Here is a 12043-nt window from a genome sequence, read left to right as displayed (position 1 = left end):
TTATAATTATCTCCTTAGAGAGGATAACAAGTATGTCAGTAAAAAAAATACCTAACCCCTGGTATGTTGGGGTCGTGTCAGGAATGGCATCCTACATAGACTCTGCCGCGATTGTGTCAAACGGTACTGCTCTGGTTATTTATCAGAAAACAATAGGAACTACGGCAACGGAAATAGGTGTTCTTTCCGGACTTCTCACATTATGTATTGCATTAGGCGCATTTACCGGCGGACGTCTGGGAGATCGTATCGGCAGGCGGCGAGTTTTTATCATTACCATGGCCATGATTATCATCGGCACCTCATTACTTGCTTTAGGTACAACATTTCATTTATTGCTGATCGGCACCTTACTCGTCGGTTTAGCGACCGGCGCTGATTTACCCGTCTCGCTGGCAACCATTTCCGAAGCGGCAACGGATAAAAACAGAGGAAAGATCATCGCCCTTTCCAACCTGTTGTGGACCATTGGTATTGGTATGACGATGGCGATTGCCGCCATTGTGGGTGAATGGGGAAGAAGCGGCGCGCAAATCATGTATCTGCATGTAGGATTGGTGGCTGCTGTACTGCTGGTTTTACGCTGGTCTATTCCCGAATCGCCTTTATGGCTGGTTGCCCGCGATGAACTTCGCCGTGGCGTCACGACGGTTCGCGCGCAAAAATCCTCCTATAAGGATCTGCTGCGAGGAAAATATTTATGGCCGTTTGTCGCACTTTGTATTTTTTACGCATTTACCAACCTCGCCGCTAACACCGGCGGACAGTTCGGAACCTACGTTGCGGTTAACGTGGTGGGAATAAGCGTCGGCACAAATTCATTATGGAATTTACTAATTATGCCCGTTGGTATGGCCTCCGGCATTTTGTTCATGCGTATCGTCGATACGCCTAAACGTATGCCCTTCTATATATTAGGTGCAGTCCTGCTAACCGGCGGATACGCCCTGCCGATGGTTTTTAATTTCACCCCTGCATCATGGTTCTGCTGCATGTTATTTACCAACATGGGTAGCGGTCTGGCATTCGAAGGAATTATGAAAGTCTGGTCGCAGGAGTCATTCCCGACCATGCTGAGATCGACCGCTCAGGGCGTTATTGTTGCCGTTGCCCGCCTCTCATGCGGTCTGCTCGCTTTTGTTACCCCCGTATTGCTTGATGCTGGCCCAATGGTGCTGTACGCCACACTCTCATCTGTTGTCGGTATTGGCCTGTTTATTGGCTGGCTCTGTTTCCGCGGGAAGCAGCGTAATGAATTTAATGATGAAGCGCAAATGCTCCCCCCTGATGACCGTAATAACGAAATGAATAAGCATTTAGCAAGTGAAAACTAAAAGGAGCGGTAACATGTTAGCGATTAAAAGCGTGTCATTAAACTATTCCACAACGCTTAACGGCACTGAGACTATGCCGATAATCGGCTGGGTGATTGACAGCAACCATCAAAATGTTGAGCAAACAGGCAGACAAATACAGCTGAGCGAAAACGCGACCTTTACAAAAATCGTTTATGACAGCGGTTGGGTCGCCAGCGCAGATTCACAAAATATCGTCTTACCTGACCTTGAGCTTAAAAACTCGCGTCATTACTTTATCCGGGTAAGGATAGGTGATAATCACGGAGAGCAGAGCGACTGGAGCGAGAGCGCCATGTTTATTACCGGGCTGCCGGGATCGAAGTGGACGGCGGATTTTATCTCTGCCGAGACCAGTGACGACAAAAATGAATCCAGAGGCACGCTGCTCAGAACGCTTTTTGAGCTCCAGGACTGCGATGATATTGATTCAGTTGTTGCCCATGCCAGCGCCCTTGGCCTGTATAAACTCTATGTCAACGGTGAAAAAGTGGGTAAGGATGAGCTAACCCCCGGCTGGACCAGCTATCACCACCATCTGCTCTATCAAACTTACGATCTGACGTATCTGGTCAACAGCGGGGAGAATGCAATTGCCGCCAGCATCGGCGCGGGGTGGTATAAAGGCGATATGAGCTTTAATCGCCAGCGTAATTATTATGGCGAACGTACCGCGTTTATCTGTCAGGTAGTCGTGACCTATAAAGATGGGCGGCAAACGATGTTCGGCACCGATAATCGCTGGCTGGCCACTGACTCGCCGGTCTTATTCTCGGAGATTTATGATGGTGAAACCTATGATGCGCGTCGTGAACAATTCGCCTGGAATAAGGTGAATTGCGATACGGCAGGATGGCGTGCGGTCAGCCTCGTTTCATCCAGCAAACGTGTCCTGCAGGCACAAGGGACCTGTACCGTACAGGCCATAGAAACCCTCAAACCTCTGGCCCTTCTCACGACACCTGAAGGCGATACCGTCATTGATTTTGGGCAGAATCTTACCGGCTGGGTTGAGTTTCACGTCAATGGCCAGGCCGGAGACAAAGTTATTCTTCGCCATTTCGAAGTTCTGGACAAGAACGGCAACGTGTATCTTGCTAACCTACGCTCGGCAAAGCAGCGCATTGAATACGTGCTTAAAGGGACGGATAACGAGATTTACCACCCTAACTTTACCTTTCAGGGCTTTCGCTATGTGAAGATAGAATCCTGGCCTGGAACGGTAGAGCTGGATAATTTTAAAGCCGTGGTAGTGCATTCGCAGATGGAACAGACCGGAGAGTTTCTCTGTTCTAATCCGTATTTAAATCAGCTACACCATAATATTCTGTGGGGTTTAAAGGGAAATTTCGTTGATGTCCCCACCGACTGCCCGCAGCGCGACGAGCGATTAGGCTGGACCGGCGATGCGCAGATTTTCTGCCGCACTGCGAGCTATTTGATGCAAACGCGCAACTTTTTCGCCAAATGGCTGACCGATCTTCGTTATGACCAGACGCCAGAAGGTGGCGTACCGCACGTCGTTCCCGATATCCTCACCGACAGAAGCGACGAAGACCGCTTTATGCGCGACGGCTGCACCCATTCTGCCGCAGCATGGGCCGATGCTGCGGTGATCAATCCCTGGACGCTCTATTTGATGTATGGCGATACCGCAACGTTACGCAACCAGTACGGCAGTATGAAGGCATGGGTTAATTTCATGCGGACTCACGCTACTGATAATAAATGGAGCTATAAACTTCAGTTCGGTGATTGGGTCGCGCTTGATGCTAAAGAAGGCAGTTATTTCGGCGCAACGCCGAACGATTTAACCTGCATGGCTTATTATAGTTTGTCCACATTATTGCTTGCCAAAACGGCAAAAGTGCTCGGATATATGGACGACTATGCAGACTATTCCACGCTTTATACCTCAATCGTTAACAGCTTCCAGCAGGAATTTTTTACCCCTAATGGACGTCTGGCGGCAAGAACGCAAACCGCACATATCTTAGCCCTTCACTTTGATCTGGTCCCGGATCGGTTCAGAGAAAGAACCATCAACACATTGGTTGAACTCCTTAATGAACATGACGGGCATCTGGTAACAGGATTTGTGGGTACGCCTTATTTCTGCCACGCACTCAGCAACAACGGTCGCAGCAAGGAAGCCTGGCAGTTGCTGTTAAAAGATGATTTCCCTTCCTGGCTCTATCAGGTTAAAGCAGGTGCAACAACCATCTGGGAACATTGGGATGGAATTAAACCCGATGGCTCAATGTGGAGCCCGGATATGAACTCCTTTAACCACTACGCCTATGGCGCAATCGGCGAGTGGATATATCGGGCAGTCGCCGGTATCGACACCGACGAAGACCACCCCGGATTCCGCCATATCCATATTAAACCGACCTTTGGCGGTAATCTTGAATGGATGAATGTCCGCTATCGTTCGGGATATGGTGAAATTCGCGTGAACTGGCAGGTAGATGAGCAGCAGGAGATTACGCTGGATATCACCATTCCGCACAACACCTGGGCCACAATTAAACTCCCGGCGGCAGGTGAAATTATAGAGAGCCATGAGCTCAAGTTTACCCTTACGGGAGATGAATATCAGGCCGTTGGCGGATCCGGCAAATATAAAATTAAATATCGGCAGTCGCGATTTTAATAATTAACCACCTCTGCTTTGCCGTTATTTAAAGAACAATGCCGTCACGCCTTTAATGATGGCGAAGCGTTTTTTCGCGATCTTACCTCTGTTAATGAATGGAATTATATAATGAAAAATAAAACTGCTCTACTATCGATGGGATTATTCCTGGTGAGTCCGACATCTTTTGCAGACTCACCGGAAATATCAATGGAACAACGCCTACAGCGCCTTGAGCAACGGCTCTATTCGGCAGAAACGCGGGCGCAAACCGCTGAAGAGGAAATCAGACAGCTGAAATCCGCGCAGGTACACGGTAGCACACAGGCTATCCCGGTCGTGGGAACGGCCTCCGCGCAGGAAACAGGCAATAATAAAACTGAGCCAACATTGACCCTCAGTGGATTTGGTGACCTCAAATTTTATGGCGACGTTGAATTTAATATGGACGCGGAAAGCCGCAAAGGTTCGCTTATTAACCAACGCGACGATAGCAATGAGAAATGGGATATTAATGGGCGCATTTTACTGGGTTTTGATGGTTACCGGGGGCTGAACGATGGTCGTTTTGCCGGATTTACGGTACAACCACTTGCCGACCTGAATGGCTCCGTTAATCTTGATGATGCTGCTTTCTTTTTCGGCAAAGAGCAGGACTGGAAAATTAAAGTTGGCCGCTTCGAGGCCTTCGACATGTTTCCCCTTAACCAGGATACTTTTATTGAGCATTCCGGCAATACCGCCAACGATCTGTACAACGATGGTCACGGCTATATCTATATGATGAAAGAGGGTCGCGGGCGGTCTGATTCCGGCGGCAGTTTTATGCTGAGTAAACAGCTGGATAACTGGTATTTCGAATTAAATACTCTGGTCGAGGACGGCAGTTCGCTACTGGTTGATAAAAAATATCATGGACGTCAGATTGATAATGAAAAAAACGTGGTTTATCTGCGCCCGGTAATTGCCTGGTCTGAAGATGCGCTGAGCGCCGCCGTAGCAATGGAGTCCAACGTGGTGAATAACGCCTGGGGCTATTATGATCCTCAGGGCAAATGGGTAAATCAGTCCAGACGAAACGGCTATGGCGCGACATTGACCTGGAACGGCCTAAAGAAAGATCCTGATAACGGTATTGTCGTTAACCTGAACACCGCCTATCTGGACGCTTCGGGTGAAAAAGACTTCACCGCCGGCGTTAATGCTCTGTGGCAGCGTTTCGAACTCGGTTATATCTACGCGCACAACAAAATTGAGCAATTTGATGGCAGTTCGCTGGCAAACTGTGACGATGGCTGCTGGATCACCCAAAAAGGCACCTATGACATCCATACGCTGCATACCTCATACCAACTTCCCGACCTGATGGATATGAAAAACTTCAATATCTATTTAGGCGCGTACTGGTCATGGCTGGATGAAAAAGGCGGAGACGAAAGCGTTCACGACCGCTACGGCGCCCGCCTGCGCTTCAAATACTTTTTCTGATCCCTTCGGAGGCCCGGTAAGGCGCCAGTCGCCACCGGGCAATACCCTAAGTCGATAGGTTGATTAATTCACCTGACAGGCCAGGCGCCTGATATTACGACCATTGCTGGAGGATTTATGCTGAAAAAACGGTTATCGCCTTTTCATTGTTCTGCGCTCTGACGCCCGCTGTGTTGAAGGTTTTGAGCAGTTTATCGCGTTTCTGAAGAATAAATACCCCGACTCGCGCAGCGAAATTAAACAGGCATTTGTTGACGGCGATTATGTGATCCTGCACGTTGAAGTGACCGGGCGTGAGCCTGGCGTTACGCGCGCGATTATCGATATTTCCACGTCGATGAGCAGCATAAAATCGTTGGGCACTGGGACGTTACCCAGAACGTTCCGGAAAAAACTGCCAGCGACAATAGTATGTTTTAACCCTTAACCAGCGCTGCCTTCCGCCCACTTTCCCTGCTTTCCCTATTTTTGCTTTAACAGAACAGAGCTTGTTTAATCCATTTATTTACTTTACTGTAAAGTAAATAAATTAACGAGATTAGCCTGATGTTCAACGACGAAAAATGGGGAAAACTATTTTTTTTCATTGGATTAGCCCTCTTTTCATGCTTTTCCAATGCCTCGTTGCGTCCGAGCGTTTCGCAAGAAACGCAGATCCAGGACGCATGTTCGCGTACGCAGGAACCGGCTCAGGCCAGTCTCTGCCATGCCCTTCGTATTCACCAGCATGTGGAGAGACGGCAACAAAACCTGCGTTTTTTACTGCAACAGAACATTTTCAGTATTCAAACCTATGACTACCTCTGGAGCGAATATCAGCAAATCAGCGCATGTTCCGAAATCAGCAGATTTCTGGTTACCCATGCCAGTGACGAAAATGCAACCTCACTGCCCTTTCCCCTGTCACTGCCGTGCCACGCGCTAAGCGAACCGCCTGCCGTATTCGTTCTGCAAGAATCTATTAACTGACCGAGGTGGCTAACGATGCTGGCACGCTTTTTCGTTTTTCGCCCCGTTTTCGCCGCCGTCATCGCCATTTGTATTATAGCCACCGGTGCCTTTGCACTGATGACGCTGCCGATAGAACAATATCCGGATATTGCCCCTCCCGGCGTCAACGTCACGGCAAACTACCCCGGAGCCTCTGCTGAAACCGTTGAAGACAGCGTGACTCAGGTGCTGGAGCAGCAGATCAAAGGTATTGATGGACTGCTCTATTTTTCTTCCAGCAGCAGTTCGGCAGGCCAGGCGCGAATTAGCCTCAGTTTCGACCAGGGCATTAACCCTGACATGGCGCAGGTTCAGGTACAAAATGTGGTCAATCAAGCAATTACGCGCTTACCTCAGGAGGTTCAGCAGCAAGGTATCACGGTAACAAAATCACAGGGCGACAGCCTGATGGTGGTAGCCCTCTATGATCAAAGTAAGCGGTTAACCAGCCTTGATATTAGCGACTTCCTGGTCAGTTCCCTGCAGGAGCCGCTGAGCCGAATTGAAGGCGTGGGTGAAACGACCGTGTTTGGTGCACAGTATGCGATGCGCATCTGGCTCAACCCTCTTCAACTGAACAGCTACGGTCTGATGCCCTCGGACGTGCAGGTCGCCATCGAAGCGCAGAATTCGCAGGTCACCAGCGGCGAAATTGGCGCGCTACCTACTCTTGAAGGACAATACCTGAACGCAACGGTGACCACACAGTTGCGGATGGAACGCCCGGAACAGTTTGAAAACATCATTTTGCGCACCCGCAGCGACGGTTCGGTAGTCTATCTGCGTGACGTTGCCCGCGTTGAGATCGGTGCGGAAAACTACCAGAACCAAACCACGCTTAACGGTTTTCCCTCCGCCGGGATCTCAATTCAACTGGCTTCAGGGGCCAATGCGCTGGAAACGGCGGAGAAAATACGGGCAGAGGTCGAACGTCTGGCGTCGCGCTTTCCGCAAGGCGTTGTTGCCGCTTACCCCCGTGACAGCACGCCGTTTGTGACGGTCTCTATCGAAAGCGTGGTACGCACGCTAATTGAAGCGATTCTTTTTGTGATCGTGGTGATGTACCTCTTTCTTCAGAGCTGGCGGGCGACGCTAATTCCGGCCCTGACGGTGCCGGTGGTCCTGCTGGGGACTTTCGGCATCCTCAGCCTGCTGGGCTACAACGTGAATACCCTCACTCTGTTCGCGATGGTGCTGGCGATTGGTCTTCTGGTAGATGACGCCATTGTGGTGGTGGAGAACGTTGAACGCTTGATGGCAGAGGAAAGCCTCACGCCGCTGGCGGCTACGCTACGATCCATGAATGAGATAACCGGCGCGCTGATCGGTATCGCACTGGTCCTCTGCGCTGTTTTTATTCCTATGGCGTTCTTCGGGGGATCGGTAGGGATTATTTATCGCCAGTTCACCGTGACCATTGTCTCCGCGATGGCGCTTTCTGCACTGGTTGCCCTGACGCTGACGCCAACGCTGTGCGCCCACCTGCTAAAGCCTGGACAGATTAAAAAAGGGGTATTTTTCAGCAGGTTCAATCGCGGTGTTGCTATCTGTCAGAATCGCTATCTTGCCATACTCCGTCAGATAGTCGGCCGCCCGTTCCGCTTTGTGCTCCTTGCGCTGTCGCTGACCTGTTTGATGTTCTGGCAATATCAGCAGCTTGCAACCGGTTTTTTGCCTGAAGAAGATCAGGGCGCGGTGATGGTTCAGTTTACCCTCCCTTCGGGTTCGCCGATAGCAATGACCGAGGAGGTCGGCGCTGAAATTACTCGCTATTTTATGACCGAGGAGGAAAACAACCTGCACGTCATTTTTATGGTCACCGGAAGAAATAACGCCGGCAGCGGGCAGAACGTGGGTATGGCCTTTGCCGAATTAAAGCACTGGGATGAGCGACCTGGAGAACATAATAGCGCCAGAGCGATTATTGCGCGGGCAAACCAGTATTTTAATAAAACCTCCCGGCTGGCCAACATCACTATTATGTCTCCGCCAGTCGTGCGCGGGCTTGGGCAATCGAGCGGCTTCGAGTTATGGCTACAGGACAGTTCGGAAAGCGGCTACCCGGCGCTTATCCTGGCACAATCCAGCCTGCTCAATGCTGCCAGAGAAAACCCCAACCTTACCGCCGTACGGATGAATAGCCTGGAAGAAAAGGCGCAGCTACAGGTTGATATCGACAGACAAAAAGCGCAGGCTCAGGGCCTGGATCAGATCGATATCAACAGCACCCTCTCGGCCGCCTGGGGCGGCGTGTATATCAACGACTTTATCGACCGCGGGCGCGTAAAGCGCGTTTATATGCAAGGAGATGCGCCCTGGCGTTCAACGCCGGAAAATTTATCCGCCTGGTTTGTCCGCGGCAGCAGCGACAATATGACCTCCTTCGATAGTTTCTCGTCATCGCGCTGGACCACCGGACCGCAGATGCTTCAACGATTCAATGGTCTGCCGGCCGTGCAGTTTCAGGGGAGCGCAGCAGCGGGCATCAGTTCGGGTTCAGCAATGACGGAGATGTCCGGACTGGTGAGCGCGCTGAGCGGGTTTGATCTGCAATGGAGCGGTTTATCCTGGCAGGAGCAGGCATCTTCGGTACAAACGCTATGGGTGTATCTGGCCTCTCTGGCTTTTATGTTTTTATGTCTGGCCGCCTTATATGAGAGCTGGTCTGTTCCGATTGCCGTTATGCTGATTATTCCCCTTGGTATCGTGGGCGCCGTCAGCGCCTCTTTACTCGCCGGGTTTGAAAATGATATCTACTTCCAGGTCGGAATGCTGACGACGATGGGCCTTTCAGCCAAAAATGCCATCCTGATCGTTGAGTTTGCCCTTGCGCACTACCGGCAAGAGAAACCGCTGTATGAGGCTTCTCTGGAAGGCGCACGCCTGCGTTTGCGCCCTATCATCATGACTTCACTTGCATTTGTTGTCGGCGTTATCCCTCTGGTACTCTCTACTGGTGCAGGCGCTTCCAGCCAACGAGAAATTGGAACCGCGGTAATCGGCGGTATGCTCAGCGGGACGCTGCTCACGCTGCTTTTCGTTCCACTCTTTTTCCTGCTGGTGCAGCGAGGAATCATGCGGCTAAAAGACGCAAACAGTAAGGATTCAATCGATGGTCAATCAACGCGGGCGGCCGATGAAAGCCCGCCCTCGCATTTTACAAACCGCTCGTAAGCTGTTTCTTGAGTACGGACTTGATGTCTCTCTCGATACAATTGCGGCAGAAGCAGGGACCACGCGACCGACGCTATACAGCCATTTTCCCGGCGGTAAAGACGCCCTGTTGCTGGAAACCTTTGAGTTGCTTAATGACAACATGCAGCCGCCGTTACGTCAGCTCTTGCAGGAAAGTCATCAGGATCTTCCCACGCTGTTGCGCGGGTTCGCTAAGGTCGTGCAGCAACACTTTTATACGCCGGAGAATATCCATTTTCAGCGCCTGCTGATCCAGGTGCTGGTACAAAAGCCCGAGCTATACCACACGCTTGAACAGCGCCCCTCAGGTCGCGTTTTGCAGGCGCTAGGCGAAATACTGGCGCAGAAACGAGACGAAGGGCTCCTGACCATCAACGACCCGGAGCTCCAGGCGACGGCGTTTCTCGGCGCGATTATGGGATATCTGCTTCCGGGAGCATTAATTGCGCAAAAAGCGGTAGCCCCAGAAAAGCTCGACCAGCTCGCCGAGTGTTCGATTACCGTCTTCCTTACGGCCTGGGGCTATAAGCCATAGCGTCGCCGCCCCCCTTGCAGAGGGATTAAACGCGAACAACCGGCCCTCAGCTAAAATCCCCGGCCGCCTGCCCGCCGAACAGGATCCGCGACAGCGCCAGAATGCCTGGCGCCTTCCAGAAACCAGTGCGCGTGCAGCAGCGCATTGCACAATAACATCACTAGCAGCCCGCGAATGGCGATTAACACCTCGCCGATGATCCATTCTGTGACGCCCAAAGCGATGATGGTGATGCTGGCCGTGTATAGATCATCCCTTTTGGCGGATATCATTAATCAGCCCTGTTCTGCTTGTCCTCACAACCCCCTGGTTTTCGCCAGATCCATCACATTATAAATAGAACTCATACCTGTGCTTGGTTTTTTGAACCAGACACAATTCGTCGCCTGCCTTAAGTTGTATGCGAACGTTCATCACATAACACAAACAGAACATTCATACCGCCTGCTTAAGGAAGTCACTCTATGAATCAAACAAACATCGTTGATGTAAAGGCGTGGATCGATGCCCGGCCAATATCACGTTTTCAGTGGCATGTCCTGCTCCTTTGCTTTCTTATCATTATGCTTGATGGTTACGATGCCGCAGTTATGGGCTTTATTGCTCCTGCGTTAATTGAAGACTGGGGTATCAGTCGCGCTCAACTAGGCCCGATACTGGGCGCTGCCATGTTCGGCGTCGCTATCGGTGCTTTGGTCGCAGGGCCGTTGTCGGATCGTTATGGCCGCAAGCGGGTCCTGCTCTGGTCAGTTGCTTTGTTCGCCCTTTTCAGCCTGGCTGCTGCAGCAGCGCAAAGCCCGCTACAAATGGCGCTAATGCGCTTTCTCACCGGGTTAGGTTTAGGGGCTGTCATGCCAAACTGCGTCACGCTAGTTGCGGAATACATGCCTGAACGCCGTAAAGGATTAATGATTACCCTGATGTACAGTGGATTTAATGTCGGCTCCGGACTGGGTGGATTTATTGCCGCTGCTCTGCTGTCGCGCTACAGCTGGCATTCGGCGCTGATTTTCGGCGGTGTGCTACCGCTGGTTCTGCTGCCCATTATGATCGCCCTGCTACCAGAGTCGGCTATGAGCATGGTTGCCCGCCGAGTGCCAACAGAAAAAATTGCCAACGTGCTGAATCGTCTGGGTGGAAACTTCAATGAAAATAATATCTTCACATTGAATACCCCGCAGATATCGCGCAGCAGTAAGGTGATTCAACTGTTCCGTCACGGATACGCCAGAGGGACAGTTGCATTGTGGCTGACCTATTTTATGGGACTGTTTGTCATTTACCTGCTTAATGGCTGGCTACCTACGATTCTGCGTTCCGGAGGGCTCTCACTGCAGCAGGCTGCGATCATCACCGGCCTGTTCCAGCTTGGTGGTCCACTTGGCGGTATTATCGTCGGCTATATGATGGACCGCACTGCCGCCAAAAAAGTCATTGCCCTTACCTATTTCCTTGGTTGCCTGTGTCTGTTAGCGCAAGGACTGATGGATTTCGGTTCAGTGGCGCTGGCGGTGCTGATCTTCATCAGCGGGATGTGCATTAATGGGGCGCAAAATGGTCTTCAGGCTTATTCCCCCGCCTATTACCAAACGGAAATTCGCGCCACGGGCGTAAGCTGGATGCACGGCATCGGCCGCACGGGGGCGATTCTGAGCTCTACGCTCGGCGGCGTCATCATGCTGGCCGTTCCGGGGCACTCATCCATTTTCCTGGTGCTCGCTTTGTCAGCTTGTCTGGCGGGCATCGCTATTTTGATGCACCGTATGAACCGAAAAGAGCCTCGAGCAACAGAGGCAGAAATGAGCGCCCTGGCGCAAACCCTGCGTAACCGATAACTGGAGT

Annotated in this window: 8 protein-coding genes and 1 pseudogene; 8 read left to right on the top strand and 1 reads right to left on the bottom strand. The window is 51.3% G+C overall.

The features are described 5' to 3' along the window. The first annotated feature begins 32 nt into the window (after positions 1-32). The 7 genes and pseudogenes from ABTW00_RS11565 to ABTW00_RS11535 all read left to right on the top strand — a co-directional run bounded on the left by ABTW00_RS11565 (position 33) and on the right by ABTW00_RS11535 (position 10201). Positions 33-1334 carry an MFS transporter gene (locus ABTW00_RS11565; RefSeq protein ID WP_433640849.1) on the top strand — a complete coding sequence of 434 codons (1302 nt, stop codon included), beginning with the start codon at positions 33-35 and terminating at the stop codon, positions 1332-1334. A gap of 13 nt (positions 1335-1347) precedes the next feature. Continuing rightward, on the top strand, positions 1348-4011 hold the full coding sequence (locus ABTW00_RS11560) for a family 78 glycoside hydrolase catalytic domain (protein WP_433640847.1): 2664 nt from the start codon (positions 1348-1350) through the stop codon (positions 4009-4011). Positions 4012-4122: 111 nt separating this feature from the next. Next, positions 4123-5481: a carbohydrate porin gene (locus ABTW00_RS11555; RefSeq protein ID WP_433640845.1), complete on the top strand. Its 1359-nt coding sequence runs from the start codon at positions 4123-4125 to the stop codon at positions 5479-5481. 172 nt (positions 5482-5653) lie between these two features. Next, positions 5654-5901 (top strand): annotated as a pseudogene (locus tag ABTW00_RS11550) (nuclear transport factor 2 family protein); the annotation flags it as partial. A 126-nt stretch (positions 5902-6027) separates the two neighbouring features. Further along, positions 6028-6450, top strand: coding sequence for a hypothetical protein (locus tag ABTW00_RS11545; protein ID WP_433640843.1), 423 nt, complete (start codon positions 6028-6030; stop codon positions 6448-6450). 15 nt (positions 6451-6465) lie between these two features. Beyond that, a complete protein-coding gene (locus tag ABTW00_RS11540; RefSeq protein WP_433640841.1) occupies positions 6466-9645 on the top strand; it encodes a multidrug efflux RND transporter permease subunit in 3180 nt (1059 codons plus the stop codon). Then, positions 9584-10201, top strand: a complete 618-nt coding sequence (locus ABTW00_RS11535; protein WP_433640839.1) for a TetR/AcrR family transcriptional regulator — start codon at positions 9584-9586, stop codon at positions 10199-10201. The genes ABTW00_RS11540 and ABTW00_RS11535 overlap by 62 nt, the downstream gene beginning before the upstream one ends. Before the next feature lie 50 nt (positions 10202-10251). Here ABTW00_RS11535 and ABTW00_RS11530 read toward each other — a convergent pair whose 3' ends face one another. Then, positions 10252-10473 carry a hypothetical protein gene (locus tag ABTW00_RS11530; RefSeq protein WP_433640837.1) on the bottom strand — a complete coding sequence of 74 codons (222 nt, stop codon included), beginning with the start codon at positions 10471-10473 and terminating at the stop codon, positions 10252-10254. 192 nt (positions 10474-10665) lie between these two features. On the opposite strand from ABTW00_RS11530, the gene ABTW00_RS11525 reads away from it, so the two are divergent. After that, the gene (locus ABTW00_RS11525) at positions 10666-12036 is read left to right on the top strand and encodes an MFS transporter (RefSeq protein ID WP_433640835.1); all 1371 of its coding nucleotides are present in this window, start codon (positions 10666-10668) and stop codon (positions 12034-12036) included. Positions 12037-12043: the final 7 nt, after the last annotated feature.

This window comes from Kluyvera georgiana (assembly GCF_050990895.1).
Lineage (GTDB): Bacteria > Pseudomonadota > Gammaproteobacteria > Enterobacterales > Enterobacteriaceae > Kluyvera > Kluyvera georgiana.
Note: the sequence above shows the minus strand (reverse complement) of the source record. Positions and strands in the feature narration are given on the sequence as shown.